This window comes from Kitasatospora sp. NPDC091335 (assembly GCF_044757205.1).
Classification (GTDB): Bacteria; Actinomycetota; Actinomycetes; order Streptomycetales; family Streptomycetaceae; genus Kitasatospora.
The window spans coordinates 363154-383106 of sequence record NZ_JBIVUM010000002.1 but is presented as its reverse complement, the minus strand read 5'-3'; the positions used below and the strand labels follow the sequence as shown (position 1 = coordinate 383106).

At 74.3% G+C, this 19953-nt stretch carries 21 protein-coding genes; 8 read left to right on the top strand and 13 right to left on the bottom strand.

The annotated features are described in order from the left end of the window. Window positions 1-118 precede the first annotated feature (118 nt). From ACIQOW_RS06660 to ACIQOW_RS06625, 8 genes are all read right to left on the bottom strand, one after another. Window positions 119-391 carry a hypothetical protein gene (locus ACIQOW_RS06660; RefSeq protein WP_401080423.1) on the bottom strand — a complete coding sequence of 91 codons (273 nt, stop codon included), beginning with the start codon at window positions 389-391 and terminating at the stop codon, window positions 119-121. Next, window positions 385-1512, bottom strand: coding sequence for an acyl-CoA dehydrogenase family protein (locus tag ACIQOW_RS06655; protein WP_401080421.1), 1128 nt, complete (start codon window positions 1510-1512; stop codon window positions 385-387). The genes ACIQOW_RS06660 and ACIQOW_RS06655 overlap by 7 nt, the downstream gene beginning before the upstream one ends. Next, window positions 1509-2132, bottom strand: coding sequence for a hypothetical protein (locus ACIQOW_RS06650; RefSeq protein ID WP_401080419.1), 624 nt, complete (start codon window positions 2130-2132; stop codon window positions 1509-1511). Before ACIQOW_RS06650 ends, ACIQOW_RS06655 begins: the two co-directional genes overlap by 4 nt. Then, window positions 2129-3013 (bottom strand): hypothetical protein, encoded by an 885-nt coding sequence (locus tag ACIQOW_RS06645; protein ID WP_401080417.1) that lies wholly within the window; start codon window positions 3011-3013, stop codon window positions 2129-2131. Before ACIQOW_RS06645 ends, ACIQOW_RS06650 begins: the two co-directional genes overlap by 4 nt. 1 nt (window position 3014) lies before the next feature. After that, complete coding sequence (locus ACIQOW_RS06640; RefSeq protein WP_188300021.1) at window positions 3015-3299, bottom strand: acyl carrier protein; 285 nt, start codon at window positions 3297-3299, stop codon at window positions 3015-3017. Then, on the bottom strand, window positions 3296-4597 hold the full coding sequence (locus tag ACIQOW_RS06635; protein WP_401080414.1) for a type III PLP-dependent enzyme: 1302 nt from the start codon (window positions 4595-4597) through the stop codon (window positions 3296-3298). The genes ACIQOW_RS06640 and ACIQOW_RS06635 overlap by 4 nt, the downstream gene beginning before the upstream one ends. Further along, complete coding sequence (locus ACIQOW_RS06630; RefSeq protein ID WP_401080412.1) at window positions 4594-5991, bottom strand: hypothetical protein; 1398 nt, start codon at window positions 5989-5991, stop codon at window positions 4594-4596. The genes ACIQOW_RS06635 and ACIQOW_RS06630 overlap by 4 nt, the downstream gene beginning before the upstream one ends. 93 nt (window positions 5992-6084) lie before the next feature. Then, window positions 6085-7017 (bottom strand): 3-oxoacyl-[acyl-carrier-protein] synthase III C-terminal domain-containing protein, encoded by a 933-nt coding sequence (locus tag ACIQOW_RS06625; protein ID WP_401080410.1) that lies wholly within the window; start codon window positions 7015-7017, stop codon window positions 6085-6087. A gap of 113 nt (window positions 7018-7130) precedes the next feature. Between ACIQOW_RS06625 and ACIQOW_RS06620 the strand changes: the two genes are divergently transcribed. From ACIQOW_RS06620 to ACIQOW_RS06595, 6 genes are all read left to right on the top strand, one after another. Next, on the top strand, window positions 7131-7589 hold the full coding sequence (locus tag ACIQOW_RS06620; protein WP_401080408.1) for a MaoC family dehydratase: 459 nt from the start codon (window positions 7131-7133) through the stop codon (window positions 7587-7589). A 94-nt stretch (window positions 7590-7683) separates the two neighbouring features. Continuing rightward, window positions 7684-8997: a sensor histidine kinase gene (locus tag ACIQOW_RS06615; RefSeq protein ID WP_401080406.1), complete on the top strand. Its 1314-nt coding sequence runs from the start codon at window positions 7684-7686 to the stop codon at window positions 8995-8997. Beyond that, window positions 8961-9605, top strand: a complete 645-nt coding sequence (locus tag ACIQOW_RS06610; RefSeq protein ID WP_188300015.1) for a LuxR C-terminal-related transcriptional regulator — start codon at window positions 8961-8963, stop codon at window positions 9603-9605. Before ACIQOW_RS06615 ends, ACIQOW_RS06610 begins: the two co-directional genes overlap by 37 nt. A 333-nt stretch (window positions 9606-9938) precedes the next feature. Beyond that, window positions 9939-10280 carry a hypothetical protein gene (locus ACIQOW_RS06605; protein ID WP_401080404.1) on the top strand — a complete coding sequence of 114 codons (342 nt, stop codon included), beginning with the start codon at window positions 9939-9941 and terminating at the stop codon, window positions 10278-10280. 32 nt (window positions 10281-10312) lie between these two features. After that, the gene (locus ACIQOW_RS06600; protein WP_401080402.1) at window positions 10313-11215 is read left to right on the top strand and encodes an ABC transporter ATP-binding protein; all 903 of its coding nucleotides are present in this window, start codon (window positions 10313-10315) and stop codon (window positions 11213-11215) included. Further along, the gene (locus ACIQOW_RS06595; RefSeq protein WP_401080400.1) at window positions 11212-12855 is read left to right on the top strand and encodes a hypothetical protein; all 1644 of its coding nucleotides are present in this window, start codon (window positions 11212-11214) and stop codon (window positions 12853-12855) included. Before ACIQOW_RS06600 ends, ACIQOW_RS06595 begins: the two co-directional genes overlap by 4 nt. 94 nt (window positions 12856-12949) lie before the next feature. Here ACIQOW_RS06595 and ACIQOW_RS06590 read toward each other — a convergent pair whose 3' ends face one another. The 3 genes from ACIQOW_RS06590 to ACIQOW_RS06580 all read right to left on the bottom strand — a co-directional run bounded on the left by ACIQOW_RS06590 (window position 12950) and on the right by ACIQOW_RS06580 (window position 14871). Beyond that, window positions 12950-13531 carry a TrmH family RNA methyltransferase gene (locus ACIQOW_RS06590; protein WP_401080398.1) on the bottom strand — a complete coding sequence of 194 codons (582 nt, stop codon included), beginning with the start codon at window positions 13529-13531 and terminating at the stop codon, window positions 12950-12952. Then, complete coding sequence (locus tag ACIQOW_RS06585; RefSeq protein WP_401080396.1) at window positions 13528-14172, bottom strand: class I SAM-dependent methyltransferase; 645 nt, start codon at window positions 14170-14172, stop codon at window positions 13528-13530. Before ACIQOW_RS06585 ends, ACIQOW_RS06590 begins: the two co-directional genes overlap by 4 nt. A gap of 231 nt (window positions 14173-14403) precedes the next feature. After that, window positions 14404-14871 (bottom strand): carboxymuconolactone decarboxylase family protein, encoded by a 468-nt coding sequence (locus ACIQOW_RS06580; protein WP_401080394.1) that lies wholly within the window; start codon window positions 14869-14871, stop codon window positions 14404-14406. Between the two features lie 212 nt (window positions 14872-15083). Between ACIQOW_RS06580 and ACIQOW_RS06575 the strand changes: the two genes are divergently transcribed. Continuing rightward, on the top strand, window positions 15084-15284 hold the full coding sequence (locus ACIQOW_RS06575; RefSeq protein ID WP_401080392.1) for a hypothetical protein: 201 nt from the start codon (window positions 15084-15086) through the stop codon (window positions 15282-15284). A gap of 13 nt (window positions 15285-15297) precedes the next feature. Here the strand turns inward: ACIQOW_RS06575 and ACIQOW_RS06570 are convergent, their stop codons facing one another. Both ACIQOW_RS06570 and ACIQOW_RS06565 read right to left on the bottom strand, forming a co-directional pair. Then, window positions 15298-17982 (bottom strand): lysylphosphatidylglycerol synthase domain-containing protein, encoded by a 2685-nt coding sequence (locus tag ACIQOW_RS06570; RefSeq protein WP_401080390.1) that lies wholly within the window; start codon window positions 17980-17982, stop codon window positions 15298-15300. Window positions 17983-18049: 67 nt separating this feature from the next. Then, window positions 18050-18811: an SDR family oxidoreductase gene (locus ACIQOW_RS06565; protein ID WP_401080388.1), complete on the bottom strand. Its 762-nt coding sequence runs from the start codon at window positions 18809-18811 to the stop codon at window positions 18050-18052. 164 nt (window positions 18812-18975) lie between these two features. Between ACIQOW_RS06565 and ACIQOW_RS06560 the strand changes: the two genes are divergently transcribed. Continuing rightward, a complete protein-coding gene (locus tag ACIQOW_RS06560; RefSeq protein ID WP_401080386.1) occupies window positions 18976-19932 on the top strand; it encodes a helix-turn-helix transcriptional regulator in 957 nt (318 codons plus the stop codon). Window positions 19933-19953 lie beyond the last annotated feature (21 nt).

The window sequence follows — 19953 nt, the reverse complement described above, 5'->3', positions numbered from 1 at the left end:
TCCGCGAAGAGACCTGCATCCGGGCGGTGGATCGGCGAAGACGAGTCCGGGTGTTCACAGCGCCGGCCGGCCGGCATCCCGGCACCCGCCTTCGGACCACCACGCTATCGACGGACCGTCAGGTCGCCACGGGGGAAAGTTCCCTGATGGAGGTGGAGTTTTCTCCCCTGTCGCCGCGGACCGGGAGCTGCCGGGCTCGGGCCGCGATGGTGCGCAGGGCCGCGTGCGCGGTGACGGAGCGGGACGGGCGGACGGCGTCCCGCGGGCGGGACGCACGGGCGCGCTCCTCGTCGTCGAGGAGCGCGCCGAGAGCGGACGGGGCGGGTCCCGGCGCCGTGCCCAGGGGCACCGTCCACACCTCCGCGTCCTCGGGGGAAGGCGGCGTCAGCACGCTTCGGCGCGCCCTACCCGGCCGGTGTGCAGGCCCTGGAACAGGTTGAGCCGCTGGATGGTGCCGGTGCCCTCCATGAACTCCACGCCCCGGGCGTCGCGGGCGTACTTGTCCAGCAGCGGATGCTCCAGGCGGGCCGCCGGACCGAAGAACGAGAGCGCCGACAGGGTGGCGTCCTCCGCGAGTTCGCAGGCCCGGGCCTTCGCGGCCGAGGCGAGGTGGCCGTCCGCCGGGCGCCGGTCCACGACGATGGCGGCGCGGTGGGTGAGCAGCCGGGTCGCGTGGATCCGCCGGCCCAGCTCCTCGAACAGCGCCAGCTCGTCCCCCCGCAACTCCCTCCGGTGCTCGGCCACGTAGTCGTGCGCGGCGCCCGCGATGCCGAGGGCGATGGCGGCCACGCTGGGCCGGAGCCGGTTGAAGACCGCGAGGACGCCCCACATGCCGCGGCGGGTCGGCGGCAGATGACTGCCCAGCACGCGGTCCGCCGGGACGTGCACGCCGTCCAGCGCGACCGCCCCGATCCGGACGCCGCGCAGGCCGAGGGTCGGCAGCGGTTCGGCCGTCCAGCCGGGGTCGGCGGTGTCCACCAGGACGGCGGTCACCCCGAGCCGGTCGGCGCCGGCGACCCGGGCGAAGACCGCCGCGACGGACGCCCGGGAGGCGTTGCCGACATAGCGCTTGGCGCCGTCGAGCCGGAGGGAGCCGTCGCCCAGCGGGGTGAGCGCGGTGCTCATCTCGCCGATGGCCGAGCCGCGTTCGGGTTCGGTGAGGGCGAAGCAGGTCCAGGTCGGCCCCTGGGTGAGCCGGTCGCGGAACCAGTCCTGCTGGTCCGGGCTGCCCAGCACGTCCACCAGCACGCCGGCCATCGACGGGCCGGGTGACGCGAGCATCAGGGCGGCGTCACCGCGGGCGAGTTCCTCGACCAGCACCGCCCGTTCCAGGGTGTCGCCGGAGTCCGCCGACCTGATCCGGGCGGCCAGGTGGCCGACACCCGGCAGGTGGAGCAGGTCGTGGACGGCCTCCGGGTCGCGGTCCAGCCTCAGCGCCGCCGCCCGCAGGTCCACGGCCCAGCCGCGCGCGCGCCGGCGCAGCTCCTCCAGGTGCGCGGGGAGGTGGGTCATGATTCCTCCGGGTACGTGGTGGAACGGGGTTCCCGGTGGACGTCCGCCAGGAGTTCCGAGAGATGGGCGTCCCAACCGGGGCCGGGGACGGTGAAGCCGTGCGCGCCGAGAAGACGCAGCAGAGCCCGGTCGGCCAGGGTGATCCGGTCGTGCAGACGCCCCAGCGAGGCGGCGTCCGGCGGGGCGTCGGACTCGGCGAGCACGCACTCCGCCTCCAACTGCTCCATCAGCACGTCGGCCAGGGCCCCCTTGACCATCTGTTTCATCAGGAGCGGGGTGCCCTCGGTGCGGCGCTCCGCGAGCCGGGCGACGGCGGTGTCCCTGAGGCCCTCCGACACGCCCAGCCGCACCCACACCAGCCCGGCCTGCCACGCCGCCGAAGCCCTGGCCCCGGGACCGTCCGCGGATCCGGCCGCCGCGGCGACGAAGCCGGGAGCGTCGGGGCCCCCCGGCAGCGGAACGGCGTCGGCCGGGACGAGGGCGTGGCCGCCGGGGCCCCGGGGCGGGGCGTCCGGGGACAGGGCCGCGTCCAGCTCGCGCACGGCCTCGACGATGCCGTCGCGGCGGGCACGGGCGCGGCACTCCCGCCAGCAGCGTTCGAGGTCGACCGTCGCCGTCATCGGAACCCACCCTCCCCGGCCGGCAGTTCCAGGGTGCAGTGGGCCAGGCGGTCCAGTCCGTGATCGTGGTCGGCGAGCACCGCCCGCCCGCCCCGTGCCCCCCGCAGCGCCGCCCAGACCCCGGTGCACGGCAGCCCCGGCTCCGCGTCGCGGCGCGGAGCGGCGGACGGCGGGATCCCCGGACCGGCGGCCAGTCCGGTGCCCGCCGCGAACAGGGCGGCCCCGGAGAGGTCCGCGCGCAGCGCGGGCAGCACCTGACCGGCGGGGCCCTGCCCCATCCCGGCGACGGGCGAGGTCCCGCCGTCCCAGGCGAGCAGCAGTGCCACGGCCGAGTCGTGCTCGGCGGCGTACTGACCGGACGCGGGTCCGGGGTACGGCTGCGAGCTCTGGTCGACGACGACCAGCAGCAGCCGGCTCCAGTCCGAGCGGCGGGCGTACTCGACGGCGATCCGCAGCGCCGTGAACGGGCTCAGCACCCCCTGGTCCGAGACCGCGAAGCAGAGCGGTTCGCCCGGCAGCCGGTGCTGCAGCAGCGACGCGGTGAGCGTGGTGTGCTCGAAGTCCGGGGTCGTGTAGGCGAGTACGGCCACCTGCGGTGCCTCGTCCGGAGCGAGCGGACCGAGCGCGTCGAGGGCCCCTGCGGCCAGCTGGGGCGTCGGCCGCAGCGGGGAGTCAGTGAACCCCTCGGACAGCACCCGCGTGCCGTACAGGTCGGCGATCTGCCGGTGCACCTCCCGGACCGCGGGGCGCGGCGCGGCGCCCGGGCCCCCCTGGTCGGCGGGTCGGTGCCAGCCCGCCCTGAGCAGGCGGGGGACCGTGCCCGCGACCGCGTCGGCGGCGGCGGGCACGGTGCGGGAGAGCGGCGCGGCGGCGCGGAACATGCTACGAGCCCGCCTCGTTGACGACGAAGTCCACCAGGGTGCCCACCGTCGCGAAGTCACCCATGTCCAGGCTCTCCACGTCGAACTGGAGGTCGAGTTCGTCCTCGATGACGATGAGCATCTCCAGGGCGCTGCTGGAGTCCAGGCCGAGGTCGTCGAAGATCCGGGCCTCCTCGCCGACCTCCGCGGTGTCCTGGTTGAGCACCTGGGCCAGGGCCTCGCGCACGGCGGCGAGGCAGGCCGCCCGCTTCTCGGGGGCGGTCACGGTGGCGATGTCGTTGGTCATTGGTTCCTCTCCGGGGTGGGTCCCGCGGTGTCCGCGGGCAGGTGGAGGTGCTGGCGTCCGAGCATCGACTCGGTGTCGTCGCGTTCCCGGACCAGGTGCGGCCGCCCGTCGAGCATCAGGACCTCGGCCGGGTAGCCGTGGCTGAGGAAGTACACGGGGGAGGCGCTCGGCCCGTACGCGCCGGACCGCTCCACGCCCAGCAGGTCGCCGGGGCGCAGCTCGGGCAGCGACACCTTCTTGCCCAGCAGGTCGTTGGGCGTGCACAGCGGTCCGGTGATGTTCCACGGGCCGCTGTCGGGTTCGTCGAGCCGCTGGAGCGCCGTGATGGGGAAGTTGCGCTTGACGAACGAGCCGATGCCGACCGCCGCCATGTGGTGGTTGGTGCCGCCGTCGGCGACCGCGAAGCGCTCGCCCATGGAGCTCTTGGTGTAGCGGACCCGGACCACGTACGTTCCGTGCACCGCGACGAGGTAGCGGCCCAGCTCCATGATCAGCCGGGCGCCGGGGTGCCGGTCGGCGAAGTCGGCGACCAGGGGGTTGAGCAGTTCGCCCAGCACCGCCGGGTCGGGGTCCTGCTCGTTGTCGAAGTAGGCCACCCCCAGGCCCCCGCCGATGTCCACCAGCTCCAGCGGGAAGCCCAGCTTCGCGGACAGCAGCTCGGCCAGTTCGAAGATGCGGCGGGCGTTGTCCGCGACGACGGCGGGGTCCAGGATGCGGGTGCCGAGGTAGACCTGCACGCCGTGCACCCGGACCGCGCCGCAGCGGTCCAGCACCGCCTGCGCGGAGAGCAGCTGCTCCTCGTCGATGCCGAACTGCCGGGGCTTCCCGCCCATGGTCAGGCCCGAGCCCTTGACGGTGAACTCCGGGTTGACCCGCAGCACCACGGGGGCCAGGACACCGCGTTCCAGGGCCAGTTCGTCGATCAGCTCCAGCTCGTCGAGCGACTCGCAGACGATGGCGGCGACGCCCTCGTCCAGGCAGGCGGCGAGCTCCTCGCGGCTCTTGCCGGGGCCGAGGAAGAGGATGTCCCGCGGCTGGACGCCGGCCCGGAGCGCGGTGACCAGTTCGGCCATCGAGGACACCTCGGCGCGGGCGCCGGCGGAGTGCAGCAGCGCGCAGACGGAGATGTTCGGGTTGGCCTTGAGGGAGTAGAAGACCTCCAGCGCCGGATGGAGCAGCGACTTCAGCTCCCGGAACCGGTCCGCGATGCCGTCGCCGTCGTAGAGGTACAGCGGGGTGCCGAACTCCTCGGCCAGGGCGGTGATCCCCACGCCCTGCACAGTGAACTCCCGGCTCATGCCGGACTCCCTTCCTCGGTGTGCAGCAGCCCCGCCAGCCGGCGGGACACTTCCTCGTCGAGGACCGCGGCCGCGGCGTCGTCGGCGGCGACCACCACGCCGTACAGACGCCCCTCGAACGGCCCCTCGCCACCCGTCGCGGCGGCGGCGTTGACCGTGGCGAAGTTGTTGACGAACAGGCCGGTGCCGCCGCGCTCCGCCAGCAGCAGGCCGTCGAGCGCGTCCCGCAGCGCGGCGAACGACACCGGCCGGGCCGAGCGCAGCGGGTACTGGCGGGCGACGGCGATGCCGTCCGGTGCCATCAGCCCCTCGGTCAGCACGGCCTGGTAGGTCGACATGTTGTGGCGCGCGTTGATCTCGACCACGGGGTAGAGGCCGCCGTCCGGATCGACCATGGCGTCGATGCCGACGACACCGAACCAGCCGTCGGCGGCCAGCTTCCCGCCCAGCAGCGCCGCCGCCTCCCGCACCTCGCCGTCCTGCGCGGCGGTGAGCCGGGCCGGCATCCGGTGGCCCTTGTGCACGCCGCGCTCGGTCAGCGCCTCCTTGACGAAGTCGAACCGCACCGAGCCGTCGCGGCCCACGGTGAACTGGTAGTTGAGGTCGGCCTCCTTGGCGACCCACTCCTCCAGCACCAGGGCGAGCCGGTCGCTGCCGGCCCGCGCGGCCTGCCCCGCGGCCATGCGCCGCAGCCGCTCCAGCCGCCGCGGGTCGTCGAGCACCACGATGCCCTTGCCGGACACCCCGTAGGCGTCCTTGACCGCGACCTTGCGGCCCTCGGCCAGCCGTCCGCCGGCCCAGTCCACCGCCGCCGCCAGCTCCGCCGTCGTCTCGCAGGTGCGGCCGGGCGCCTGCCGGAGCCCCAGCTCGTCGGCCAGCCGCCGGCTGTAGACCTTGCTGTTCACGCGCTTGCACAGGGCGGCGGGCGGCGCGGCGAGCCGCAGCGAGGTGCGCGCGGCGAACCGCTCCTCGGCGTCGGACACGCCGTGTGCGACGACCTGGACGCCGAGCGGCGCCAGCCGCTGCCGCAGCGCGTCGAGCAGGACGTCGTCGTCGAGGGCGTCCTCGGTGACCGTGCGCAGCGGGTCCTGCCGGGCCGGGACGTGCACGGTGGGCGTGCTGATGCCGAGCCCGCGCAACTGGTCGAGGTAGTCCGGATCGGGCGCCGCCTTCAGCACGACGTGGTCCCGCTCGCCGCCCAGCAGCAGGGCGAACTCGTCCATCCGGTTCACCACCGCGCTCCCGGCGTGGGAGGCGACCCGGGGCAGTGCGGGCTCGCCCTCGGCCCAGCTGTTCTCGACCTCGAAGTTGCCGAGGAACAGCAGTGGTGTGTCCGCGGAGCCGGTGACCGCCCGCCCGAGTCGGGAGCGGAAGCCGCTGTCGGTCTCGTCCAAGGCTCGACCTTGCCTTTCTTGCGTCGGTGGACGGCTGTCGGTGCAGGAGGACTGCCGGTGCAGGGGGACTGTCGGTACGGGAGGCCGGCGTTCTCAGTGTTCGAGGACCATGGCCGCGAAGGTCGCTCCCAGGCCCACGCTGGTCATCACGTAGCGGTCGCCGGTGGCCAGCAGGCCGTCCCGGGTGGCCTGGTGCAGGTTGACGAAGGGGTCCGCGCAGAAGCAGTGCCCGGTCCGGGCGACCAGGTCGAGGTACACCCGGGCCATCGGAATGCCGAGCATCCGGCACACCGCGGCCCACGAGAGCCGGTTGACGTTGTGCGGCAGCACCAGCGCCACCTCGTCCAGCGTGCATCCGGCCTCGTCCAGGGCGGCGCGCACCACCTCGCACAGCGCCGAGGGGTACAGCGCCTGGAACTCCTTCGCGGCCTCCGGATCCTCCATCAGGAACTGGTCGTGGAAACGGCTGTGGGTGCGGGCCGCGTAGCCGAGCAGGCGGTCGCCGGTGCCGCCCGCGCTCAGCAGCACCGCGGCGGTGGCCTCTCCCATCACCGTGACGCCGGGGATGGACTGCGACTGCCTGGACCCGACCTTCTCGCCGGCCAGGACCAGCGCGAGGGCGTCCGGGTCGCCGTCCGCCGCCAGCAGCGTCCCGGCCATGTCGAGCGCGAGCAGGCCGGACGCGCAGGCGTGCTGGGAGACCACGAAGCCGGTGGCGTGCCGCAGCCCCAGCTCCTCCAGCAGCGGGGCCATCGAGGTGTGCGGGTAGGGCATCGGGGACGGCATCGTCCTGGCCTGCAGCACGTAGCGGACGTCGGACTCCCGGCCGCGCAGCTCCGCGAGGGCCGCCACGGCCTGTCGCAGCAGGTGCGTCTCGGCCTCGCCGGGCTCGCGGCAGATCTCCGCGAGGCCGTAGTACCGCTCGTACTGCCGCAGTTGGTTGTCGGCCAGGCCGACGTCCTGCTGCAGCCGTGCGAGCGGCACTGTCCTGGGGCGGTGGCTGGCAACCGCCGATATCGCCGTCATGGGAACACGTTCCACCGGCCTGCTGACACCTCGCTGATCCCGCGCTGATCCCGCGCTGACCGCCCGCCGCGGGTGCTTGCCACCGGTCGGGGCGGCACCTGAGGATGTGCGCCGTGACAGCCTTCCCGAACGTCGAAGAGTTCGCCGCGGCCACGGGCCGGCACCTGGGTCTGAGCGACTGGATCCCGATCACCCAGGACCTGGTCGACCGGTACGCCTCCCTCGTCGGCGACGAGCAGTGGATCCACACCGACCCCGAGCGCGCCGCAGAGGGCCCCTACGGGGGGACGGTCGCCCACGGCTACCTGACGCTGAGTCTGCTGTCCGCCATGACGGACGGCATCCTGACCATCGGCGGGACCCGGCACATCCTCAACGTGGGTCTGGACTCCGTGCGCTTCCAGCGGCCGGTGCGCGTCGGGCGGCGGGTCAGGGCGGGCGCCACGCTGCTGACGGCCAGGCAACTGCCGTCCGGCTGCCTGTTCGGGCTCCGCATGGAGGTCGAGGTGGAGGGCGAGTCCGGTGTCGCCTGTGTGGCCGAAACCCGTTCACTGGCCGTCCCCTGGCAATAAAGTGGATATTCCTCCCCTGCGGCGGGCGGTGACCGTTCCGAATAATGGAGGGCAGCGCATCAACCAGGGATGCGGAACCCCAGGGGGGCACCCGATGGACACCAGGCAGCAGGGCGTATCGATGACCGGACACACGCCACCACCGGCGCTCCCGAGCGGCGCCGTCACCGGCCTGCGGCGCTCCCTCGTGCTGTTCGGCCTCTCCCTGCGGGCCCTGGTGCTCGGCCTGTGGCTGACGAGCCTGTACATCTTCCTGCCCGCCGGCCTGGGCGTGTCGCTGCTGCCGGGCACCCAGCGCGCCGTCCGCCGACTGGTCGACCGGCAGCGGGAGTTGGCGGCGCAGTGGTCCGGGGTGCCGGTGCCCGCGCGCTATCCGCCGCTCCCGGACACCCGGCAGGGCCAGGCGCTGCACGCCCTCCTCGTCGCGCGGGACAACCAGGTGTGGCGGGACTGGCGGTTCGTCGTCATCGACCCGCTGGTCGGCGGCGTGATCGCGTTCGTTCCGGCGGCACTGCTGCTCAGCAGCGCGTGGGGGCTGGTGACGGCCGTGTTCGGCGCCCAGCTGCCGAGCGACTGGGGCAGCATCTGGTACATGTTCATCCCGGTCGACGGTCCCGTCACCGCGGTGCTCGCCGGACTGCTGGCCATCGTGGTCGCCCTGTTCGCGCTGTGGGACGCCCCGCGCACCGCGCCGCGCCACGCCCGCTACCTGGTCCGGATGCTGGCGCCGCGGGCGGACGAGGCGATGGCCGAGCGCATCGAGCACCTGACCACCACGCGCTCCGACGCGATGGACACCCAGATGGCCGAGATCCGCCGCATCGAGCGGGATCTGCACGACGGGGCCCAGGCCCGCCTGGTCGCGATGGGCATGACCCTCAACGCGGCCGAACGACTGCTCAAGACCAACCCGGACGCGGTGGCGGCGCTGCTCGCCGAGGCCCGCGAGTCCTCGACCAAGGCCCTGGACGAACTGCGGGACCTGGTCCGCGGCATCCACCCGCCGGTGCTGGCCGACCGCGGCCTGGGCGACGCGATCCGCTCCCTCGCCCTGCTCTGCCCGCTGTCCACGGAGGTCGGCATCGACCTGACCGGCCGGCCGGAGCCGCCCGTCGAGTCGGCCGCCTACTTCGCCGTCTCGGAGATCCTCACCAACGCCGCCAAGCACTCCGGTGCCGAGCGCGCCTGGATCGACGTCCGGCACGAGGGCGGCATGCTCCGGATCGACATCACCGACGACGGCCGCGGCGGCGCCGACCCGGACCGGGGGACCGGGCTGCGGGGGATCGAACGCCGGCTGGCGGCCTTCGACGGCATCCTGGCCGTCAGCAGCCCGCCGGAAGGACCCACCCTGATCACCATGGAGCTGCCGTGCGCATTGTCCTCGCCGAAGACCACTTCCTCCTGAGGAACGGGCTGGTGCAACTGCTCACCGCCTACGGGCACGAGGTGGTCGAGGCGGTCGACAACGGTCCCATGCTGCTGCGCGCGCTCACCGAGCAGCGCCCGGACGTCGCGGTGGTGGACGTCCGGCTGCCGCCCGGCCTCAGCGACGAGGGACTGCGCGCGGCGGTGGAGGCCCGCACCCGGATCCCCGACCTGCCGGTGCTGCTGCTGTCGCAGTACGTCGAGCCGCTCTACGCCCACGAGCTGCTGGCCACCGGCTCGGCGGGCGTGGGGTACCTGCTCAAGAGCCGGGTCACCAACGGCGACCAGTTCGTCGACGCCGTCGAGCGGGTGGCCGCGGGCGGCACCGCGATGGACCCGGAGGTCATCCAGCAGCTGCTCACCCGCAAGGTCCGCGACGAGCGGCTGACCGCGCTCTCCGCGCGTGAGCGGGAGGTGCTGGAGTGCCTGGCCCAGGGCCGCTCGAACGCCGGTACGGCGGAGGAGCTCTACATCTCGGAGAAGGCGGTGGCCAAGCACATCGGCAACATCTTCGCCAAGCTCGGCCTGCCGCAGTCGGAGACCGACAACCGCCGCGTGCTGGCCGTCCTCGCCTACCTGGACCACTGAGTCCGGGGCCCGGTGACCTGATTCCCGGGTGACCGCCTCCGGCGCCGCCCCGCACGCGGCGGCGACGGCGGCCGGCGGCCGTTCCCTCCCGAGGCCCGGCCCGGATCGCCTCCGGTCCGGGCCCTTCGCGTGGGCGGGGGCTGCCGGTCCCGGGCCGGTGGGCGGGAGGGGAAACTCTGTCCTTGGTCCAACGGGATATCTGCCGAACGGCAGATGGCAGGAGGCCGTGGATCGGTGAGGCTTCGGGTGGGTCCGAGAGACGGGCCCGATTCGAGCCTCCCGGAGGATGCGGTGGTTCAGCGTGCGAAGTCCGGATACGGGGTGGTCGGTCTCGTGGCGGTAGGCCTCGTGGTGCTGGCGGGGTGTGCCGATGCCGCGGACGCGACGCCCGAGGACAGGACCTTCACCTTCGCCGGGCAGCGCCTGGACGTCAGGTCGCACGGTGCTCCGGCCGACCTCGTGGCGGCCGACCGCACGGACGTCAAGGTCACCCGCTGGTTCGACACGAGCGGCAAGATCGGCAGCGCCAAGGAGTCCTGGACGCTCGACGCCGGGGTGCTCGAACTCCGTGCGGGGTGCTCCGGGCTGGCCGACTGCGACACGAAGTACCGGGTCGAGGTGCCCAAGGGCGTCGCGGTGCTGCGGGACGGGCGCGAGACGGAGCTCAGGGGGTGAAGGCGACGAGTCCTGTCGGGGAGGGGGAGTCCATGCTCGAACTGGTGGATGTCACCAAGGTCTACAAGGGCGGCAAGCGGGCCGTCGACGGCGTGACGATGCGGCTCGGGCCGGGGATGGTGGGGCTGCTGGGGCCGAACGGCGCGGGGAAGTCGTCGTTGATGCGGATCGTGTCGACGGTGACCAGGCCCACGGGTGGGCAGGTCCGGTACGAGGGTGTCGACGTGGTGGCCGAACCGGACCGGTTGCGCCGGGAACTCGGTTACCTGCCACAGGACTTCGGGGTCTACCCGAACCTGACCTCGCGGGAGTTCCTGGCGTACCTGGCGGCGGCCAAGGGGCTCGGTGCCCGCTCCGCCAGGGCCAGGATCGACGAGCTGATCCAGCTGGTCAACCTGACCGAGGCGGTCAAGCGCCCGCTCGGCACGTACTCGGGCGGCATGCTCCGGCGGGTCGGCATCGCGCAGGCGCTGCTGGCCGACCCCAGGGTGATCGTGGTCGACGAGCCGACCGCCGGCCTGGACCCGGAGGAGCGGGTGCGCTTCCGCAACCTGCTCGGCGAACTCGCGGCCGAGCGGGTCGTGATGCTGTCGACCCACATCGTCTCCGACGTGGAGTCGGTCGCCTCCGACATCGCGGTGGTCGCCCGGGGCCGGCTGCTGCGCCGGGGCTCGCCCGACGAGCTGCTCCGGGAGATCGACGGGCAGGTGTGGGAGGCCGTGGTCGCCCCGGCGGACCTCCTGGAGGTACAGGCCCGCCACGTGGTCAGCCGGATGGTGCGGACGGGCAGCGGCGTGCGGCTGCGGGTGATCGCCGCCGGGCGGCCGTGGGCCGACGCGGTCCCGGTGGCGCCCGACCTGGAGGACGCCTACCTGGGCGTCATCCACCGCTCGGGGGAGCGGGGCCGGGCCGAGCGGCGGGCGGTGGGCCGGTGACCGGGGGACTCGCGGTCAGGGGGCTGGCAATCAGGGGGCCGGCGGTCGGGGGGCTGGCGGTCGGCGACTTCCGGGACCGGGTGCGCCGGCCGGTGTACGCGGTGACGCTGCTCGCCGCGGTCGGTCTCGGCTACCTGGCCGTGCCGAACGCGGACGGCCAGTGGACGATCATGGACGTCGGCGGCAACCGGGGCGTCTACAACAGCGCCTACGTCGGCACGGTCACCGCCCTGGCCGGTGCGCTCTGGCTCACCTTCGGCGGCTTCTACGTGGTCCGCAGCGGCATCGCGCGGGACGAGCGGAGCGGGGTCGGGCAGATCCTCGCCGCGACCCCGCTGCCCACCTACCGCTACCTCCTGGGCAAGTACCTGAGCAACCTGCTGGTGCTCGCCTCGATGGTGGGCGTGCTGGCCGTCACCGCACTGCTGATGCAACTCGCCCGCGGTGAGGACCGCTCGGTCGACCCGGTGGCCCTGGTGGAGCCGTTCCTGCTGTTCTCGCTGCCGCCGGTGGCGCTCACCGCGGCGGCGGCGCTCCTGTTCGAGACGGTGCCGTTGCTGCGGGGCGGCCTGGGGAACGTCGTGTGGTTCGTGGTGGCCCTGGCCGTCTCGATCGGCGGGCAGTCGGCTTCCGCGCCGTTGGACGGTCTCGGCGTGCACGGGGTCGCGCGGTCGCTGGGCGCGGCGCTGGAGGCCCGGCACGGGACGGACGGCCAGGGGGAGTTCAGCCTCGGGCTGACCAAGGTCGACAGACCGCTGGGCACCTTCCTCTGGGACGGCTTCGACGCGTCCTCCGGGTTCGTCCTCGGCCGGCTGGCCATGGTGTCGGCGGCGTTCGTGGTGGCGCTGCTGCCGGCCCTCTGGTTCGGCAGGTTCGATCCCGCGCGGGGTTCCGGTGGCGCGGCCGCGGAGGCGGCCTCCCGGGCGGCGGCCTCCCCGGTGGTGGACGTGCCGGCGGCTGCGACCGGGCCCGCCGGGACGCGATGGGCGATCGCCCCGGGCGGCCTGCCGCGGACCGAGCCGCGGCGGGCCGGAGCGTTCGGCCGGCTGCTCGCGGGCGAGGTCCGCATCCTCCTCCGGGGCATCTCCCCCTGGTGGTGGCTGGTCGCCGCCGGGCTGACCGTGGCCGGGTTCGCGCTGCCGGTGGACGTGGTCACCGGTCTGCTGCTGCCCCTGGTGTGGCTGTGGCCGGTGCTGGTCTGGTCCCGGCTCGGCAGCCGACAGGTCGAGAACGGCCTGGAGGTGCTGCTCGGCGCCTACCCGTCGGCCCGCCGCCGGCTGCTGGCCGAGTGGGCGTCCGGGCTGGTGCTCAGCGCGGTGACGGGCGTCGCCCCGCTGGTCCGCATGCTGGTGGCGGGTGACGGTGCGGGGACGGCCGGCTGGGTCGGCGGCGCGCTGTTCGTCCCGTCGCTGGCCATGGTGCTCGGCGTGGTGAGCCGCTCCCACCGGCTCTTCCAGGCGGTCTACCTGCCGCTCTGGTGGCTGCTCGTGAACAACGTCGCCGCGCTCGACTTCATGGGTGCCGTCCGCGTGAACGGCAGCCCGGCCGGGCCCGGCCCGCTGCTGGTCGGGGCGCTGTCCGCGGCGATGCTCGCGGTGGTGTTCGTGGTCGGAGCCGCCCGACGGAACGTCAAGGGCTGACCGAGCCGGGAGTCAGGTGCCGGCACTCAGGAGCCGGCAGCCAGGAGCCCGGGCCGTCGGTGGACGGCCCGGGCTCTCCTCGGATGTCAGGGAGTTACTCGTCGTCGCCGAGGTCGCCGAGGTCGCCCGCGAGGTCGCCGTCCGGGGTGCCGCTGATCACGTACCCCTGCCGGCGGGCCTCGTAGCAGGCCACCGTCGCGGCCGCCGAGACGTTCAGCGAGCCGACCCGGCCCAGCTGCGGCACGAACACCACCTGGTCGCAGAGCGCCAGGGCCTCGGGGGTGATCCCGCGGTCCTCGTGCCCGAGCATGAAGGCCACCGCCGGGGTCAGTTCGGCGGCGAACATCGGCACCGCCTCGTCCGCCAGCTCCAGACCGACGACCTTGAAACCGTCCGCCTTGGCCGCCGCCACCGCCTCGGCGACGGTCGGGAAGTGCTCCACCTTCAGGTACTTGTCGGTACCCATCGCGGCCTTCTGGGCGCCGGACGAGCGCACCGACGGGGTGTCCCCGACCAGGTACAGCTTCTCGGCGCCCATCGCCGCACCGGTGCGGACCACCGAGCCGACGTTGAACGGCGACTGGAGGTTCTCCAGGATCATCGCGAGCCGGAACTCGTTGCTGCGCCGCCACGAGCGGTGCAGACGCTTCAGTTCGGTCCCGCGCAGTTGCTTCACGTCGTCGTACCTCGTCCACTCTCGGAGCCCTCGCCCGCCTCGGGGCGGGGCCGCGCTTCCAGAATCCGGAACCCGTTGACCGACGTGACCCGGGTGGTCGGGTAGCCCTGCTCGTTCAGCCACGCCTGGAGCGAGTCCGATCCCAGGTGCTTCTGCACGACCAGGAACGCCGAACCGTCCGGGGTCAGCCTGCCGAGCCAGTGCGTGAGCAGTCGGCGCAGCGCGGCCTTGCCGATCCGGATCGGCGGGTTGGAGTAGATCGTGGCGAAGCGGACGTCCGCGGGGACGTCGTCGGGCAGGGCGGCCTGCACGTTGCCCAGCCCCAGCGCCTCGGCGTTCAGCCGGACCAGCTCCAGGGCGCGCTCGTTGACGTCCACCCCCCAGACCGGGAGGCGACGGCGGCGGCTGGCCCAGGTCAGCGCGATCGGTCCGTAGCCGCAGCCGATGTCCAGGATCGGGCCGCGCACCCGCGGCGGCGGGGCGTGCTCCAGCAGGATCCGGGTGCCAGGGTCGAGCCGGCTCCGGGAGAACACCCCGGTGTCGGTGGTCAGTTCCAGGGTGAGGTCCGGCAGGGAGACCGTGATCGGCCGGCGTTCGCTGGCGACCTCGGGTGCACCGGTGAAGTAGTGCGAGCCGGACATGATTTCCCCGTCGTTCGTATGGGCCTCGGGGCCACCGGGTGGGTGTGGGTTAGCCCTTTGTACGGCACCGATCGTACCCCCGGTGGCCCGGACGGCGTTCCCGACGGCGTTCCGGACGGAGTTCCGGGAGGCGTGCCCGGCGGCGCTCCCACGGGTGCTCCCACGGGTGCTCCGGCGGGTGCTCCGGACCGGCCGGACCGGTCGGAGCGTCCGGTCCGCCCGGTTCCCCGGTCACCCGGTGCCGGGGCTCTTGCGGGTGGCCACGTTGATGCGGTTCCAGGCGTTGATGGTGAAGCAGACCGAGATCAGCTGTGCCAGCTCGGCCTCCGCGAAGTGCGCGGCGGCCCGGGCGTACACGGCGTCCGAGACGCCGCCGCCGATCCGGGTGACCTCCTCGGCCAGCGCCAGGGCGGCCCGCTCGCGCTCGCTGTACACGCCGGCCGGGGCCTCCTGCCAGACCGGCAGCAGGTACATCCGCTCGTCGGTCTCGCCGGCCTTGCGGGCGTCCCTGGCGTGCATGTCCAGGCAGTAGGCGCAGCCGTTCAGCTGGGAGGTGCGCATCTGGACCAGCTCGACCAGAGCCGGGTCCAGGCCCTCGCGGGCGGCGGCGTCCAGGGCGATCATCGCGCGGAACGCCTTGGGGGCGGTGCGGGCGTAGTCGAGACGGGCGGGGGTTCCGGTGATCTCGTTCGTCGTCATGGCTACGACCCTAGGAGCGGAATGCACCCGGCCCCTGGGTCATTCAGGGTCCTGTTTCGCGGGTCAATCGAGCCGCGCGGCCGGGGCGGGACGGGGGCGCGGGCAACACGCCGGACCGGGCCCGGCACGTCGCGTCCGGGCTCCGGGCGGCGGATACTGCCAATACCGCCAGCCGGGCCCGTGAAGGCCTCCGAACAGTGAGGACGGATGCCATGCCGCAGGAACAGCACGAGGAATACCTGATCGAGGAGACCGCCGAGACCGTCGAGTCCGACGAGAAGGCGCCCGAGGGCGACACCTACGACGAGGTGGCCGAACGCCGGGCCGTCGGCGCCGACCCGGCGACCAACGTCGCGGACGTCGTGGAACAGACCCGGCCGGTCCGCAACGACGAGGACGAGTACCGGGAGTAGGAGCCCCCGCCGGTCACAGGGCCCGGCGGCGTTGCAGCCAGGCCATGGCCGCCCAGCCCGGCAGCACCGGCAGGATCAGCGTCAGCAGGCGGTACAGCGCCACCGCGGCCACCGCGCCGCCCTGCTCCATCGACGCGGTCTGCCCGAGCAGGGTGATGAGCATCCCGTCCACCGCGCCGGCCCCGCCCGGGGTCGGCGCCGCGCTGCCCACGGCGTTGCCCACCAGGAACACCACCGCGACCGAGGCGAAGGACGGCTCCCGGCCGATCGCCCGGACACAGCAGTACAGGCAGGCGATCAGGCAGATGGACACCAGCAGCTGCCCGGCCACCCCCACCGCCAGCCGGGTCGGGTTGCGCAGCAGGTCCAGCAGCCGTGGCAGCACCTCCGCCGTCAGCGGCCGCAGCCGCGTCGCCAGCCACCGCCGGGCCACCGGGATCGCCGACACCAGCGCCAGCAGCGCCGCCGCCCCCGCCAGCCCGCCGACCACCGCGGGCAGCGCGTCCAGCTCGGAGCCGCCCGGCGTGAAGTCCAGCAGGTAGACGAAGGCCCCCAGTTGCAGCAGGTGCAGCACCAGCCCGATCAGGTTCCCCGCGCCGACGCTGGACAGCGCCTGCGCGGTGGGGATCCCGGCCCGCTGCAACAGCCTGGTGTTCAGCGCGATCCCGCCGACGCCACCCGGTGACACCAGCTTCACGAACGACCCGGCCACCTGCGCCAGCACCGCGTTGCGGAAGTCCAGCCGCTCCGGCACGAAGCCGACGAAGCCCATCGCCGCCGCGACGTGGCTCGACGCCGCCGCGACCAGTGCGAGCAGCAGCCACCAGGGATCGGCGTCCGTCAGGGTGGAGATCGGGTTGTCCTCCGCCGCGAACAGCTGCGGGATCAGCAGCCACCCGGCCACCACCCCGCCCACGACGACCAGCAGTGTCCGCGGTCGCATCCGCTCCAGCCGCACCGGGCGGCCCACCACCTGGGGGCGGGCGCGCAGGACCTCCGTGCGGATCTCGTCGAGCAGGCCGCCCGGGGTGGGGGCGTCGCCGTCGGGTTCCGGCACAGCGGTCTTACCGGTCGTACTGGTCGCAGGGGCTGCGGTGGAGGCCGGGGCGGGGACGCGCTTCGCGTGCTGCTTGAGGGCGCGGCAGGTGGTGTGGGCGAGGGCGATGGGCTGGAGCAGGGGGAGGGCGGCGCCGACGGGGTCGGGGCCGAGGACGGCGACGGCGGTGCGGACCGAGCGGGCGGCGCCGGCCCGGAGGGCGAGGGTGGTGAGCAGCTGGGCGAGGTCGCAGCGCAGGACGAGTTCGGTGGCGGCGATGTCCCCGTCGGCGAAGCCGACCAGGTGCACCGCGCCCGAGTCGTCGATCAGCAGCGAGGAGGGGACGAGCGCGCGGTGGGCGATCTCGCGGCGCTGGAGCAGCGAGAGCTGCCGCCAGGCGTCGGCGAGCAGCTCGTCGGTGATCTCCTCGTCGGCGAGTTCGTCCAGGCTGCGTCCGGCCAGCCGCTCGTACGCGATCAGGGCGGTGTCCTGGCCGAGGCCGGCGGTGGCGGCGATGTGCCGGGTGCGGACGCCGGCCGCGAGGGCCGCGTAGGTGACCAGGGCCTCGTGTTCCAGCCCGGTGCGCGGGGAGCGCAGGACGCGCGGGTCGGGGGCGGTGTGCAGGCGCAGCCGGCGCCAGGCGCGCTGGACGGCGGCGGCGGTGACGGCCTGCCGGTCGAGGAGCTGGACGTCGAGGTCGGGGCGGCCGTCGGCCTGCCGGACCCGGTAGCGGTCGGGGGCGGCCGGCTGGGCCTCGACCGGGCGCAGTCCGCAGTCGCGCAGGGTGCGCAGGACCTCGCCGGGCCGGGGCCGCGGGTCGGGGGTGCCGACCGCGTACAGGGTGCCGTGGGCGCCGGTCCAGCCGATCAGCAGCCCGAGCAGGAGCGCCGTGGGGGTGGCGTACCCGCCGGCCAGTCCGGCGAGGCCGTACAGGGCGAGGACGCTCCAGGGCAGGCGGCGTTCCCGGCTGCCGGAGGCCGTCATGAAGGCGAGGACGGGTGCGAGGTAGCCGTAGACGGGCTCGGTGTGTCCGAGCACGTCGCCGGGCAGCGGCTGGGTGAGCGAGGTGAGCAGCGAGACCGGGGCGAGGCCGTCGGCCCACAGGTCCAGGCCGAGCGTGGCGCCGTACGCGAGGACGGCGGCGAGCAGCCCGTCGGAGACCTGCTGGAGGGCGCGCCGACGGTCCGGGCCCAGCATCCGGCGGATCGCGAGGCCGACCGGCAACAGCAGTACGGCGGCGGTGGTGAGCCCGCCGGCCAGGCTCGCCAGCGGGCGCGGCACCAGCCCGGCGGCCTCGGCGACGTCGGCGGCGATGCCGCTGGTGGTCGCGCGGGCGTAGTCGGCGAGCAGCAGGGTGAGGGCGATGGCGAACAGGCCGCCGAGCAGCCGGATCAGCGCGACCGGCTGCCGGACCCGGTCGGTGGCGGGCAGCGGGCGGGCCCGGAACCGGCCGGGGCCGCTCTGCTCGGGTATCCGGGCGACGGCGGCCGTTCCGCCGCCGCGGCCGTTGTTGCCGCCGCCCCGCACGCCGCTGTCGGTGTCACCGGCCCGCCCGACGCCGTCGTCCTCCCGCGTCTCCGTGCCGCGTTCCCGCTGCCCGGGCGCACCGGTGGGGTCGCTCCCGCCGGTGTCGCCGTTCGTTCTCCCCGTCACGATCGCCACGGATGGCATGCTCCCATGCCACCGGTGGCCGCGGAGCGGGGATTCGGCAGTGCCAGCGGGACGGGGCTCAGGCCTGCCGCGTCGGCAGGACGACCAGGTGGCGCAGGTTGACGTGCCGGGGGCGGCTGACGGTGTACGCGATGAGGTCGGCGACGTCCTCCGCTCCGAGCGCCGGGATGGCGTCGAACATGCCGCCGAGCTGTTCGCGCAGCACCGGGTTGTCGATGTGCCCGCCGAGTTCGGTGTCGGTCAGTCCGGGCTCGATCGCGCTGACCCGGACGTCGCGCGGGCCGAGCTCGCTGCGCAGGGCGGCGGACAGCTGGGTCAGCGCGGCCTTGGTGGCGCCGTACACCGCGTAGTCGGGGAACACCACGTGCGAGGCGATCGAGGAGACGTTGACCAGGTCGGCGGTACGACCTTCGGCGGCGGCCGCGGTGAGGTCGGCGCTGAAGGCGCGGACGATCCGCAGTGCGCCGGTGAGGTTGGTGTCCACCATGCGGGTCCACTCGTCGATCCGGCCCTCCGCGAGGGGGTTGGGCAGCATCACCCCGGCGTTGTTGACCACGAGGTCGACCGGGCCGTAGGCGTCGTGGACGGTCTTCGCGGCGGCGTCCACCGAGGTCTGGTCGGTGATGTCGGCGGTGACGGCGAGCGCCTGCCCGCCGGCGGCGGCGATCCCCGCGGCGAGGGCGTCCAGCCGCTCGGTGCGACGGGCGAGCAGGGCGACCCGGGCGCCGGAGGCGGCGAGCAGCCGGGCGGTGGCGGCGCCCATGCCGCTGGCGGCTCCGGTGACGACGGCGGTGCGGGCGGCGAGGGACGGGTGGGTCATCGGGGGCTCCCGGGGGTTCGGTGGGGTGGCACCGACCACTGTGCTCGGGCCGCGACCGGCTGCCCAGGGCTCCGCGTCTCCCGGGAACGCCCTACCCGGGACGGCCTTTCCCGGGTGCGGCAGTACCACCCTCGGGCAGCCCGTCCGGGGCTACCCTGCCGGGCATGGAGAACACCCTGGGGGACTTCCTCCGTTCACGCCGGGCCCGGATCCTGCCGGAGGAGGTGGGCCTGCCCGCGCACGGCCGCCGCCGGGTGCAGGGCCTGCGCCGGGAGGAGGTGGCGCAGCTCGCGGGCGTCAGCGTGGACTACTACGTCCGGCTGGAGCAGGGCCGGGGCGGCAGCGCCTCGGACGCCGTGCTGGACGCGGTGGCCCGGGTGCTGCGGCTGGACGGGGTGGAGGCCGCGCACCTGCGCTCGCTGGTCCGTCCGCCCAGGGCTTCGGCGTCCGCGCCGGCCTCCGCCGCCCGGGGACGGGGGCGCGGACGGGGGCGGCAGCCGGTCCGCCCGGGGACGCGGCTGCTGCTGGACCTGATGACCGAGGTGCCCGCCTTCGTGCTGGGCCGCCGGATGGACGTGCTGGCCTGGAACGCGCTGGGCGACGCGGTGAACGGTTTCTCCGCGCGTTCCGCCGTCGGCCCGGACGGCGTGCCCAACCAGGCCAGGCACGCCTTCCTCGACCCGGCGGCCAGGGAGTACTACCGGCAGTGGGACGCGGTCGCCGCCGAGACCGTCTCCTTCCTGCGCCGGGACGCCGGACTGCACCCGGACGATCCGGCGCTGGGAGCCCTGGTGGGAGAACTGTCGCTGCGCAGTGACGAGTTCGTCCGGCTCTGGGCGGACCACCTGGTGCGGGAGAAGACCCACGGGGTCAAGCTGGTGAACCACCCGCTGGTCGGCGAACTCGACTTCGGCTACGAGACCCTGGGCGTCAACGGCTCGCCGGACCAGCTGCTGGTCGTCTACACCGCCCCGGCGGGCTCGCCCACCGCCCAGAAGCTGGCCCTGCTGGCGAGTTGGACGGCGCCGGGGGCGGATGCGGGGCGGTCGGACGCGGGGCGGTCGGACGTGGGACGGGGGGAAGCCGGCGGGGCGGAGGCGGCGGGGGCCCAAGCGTCCTGAGCAGGCGCTCCGCGCCGGGGC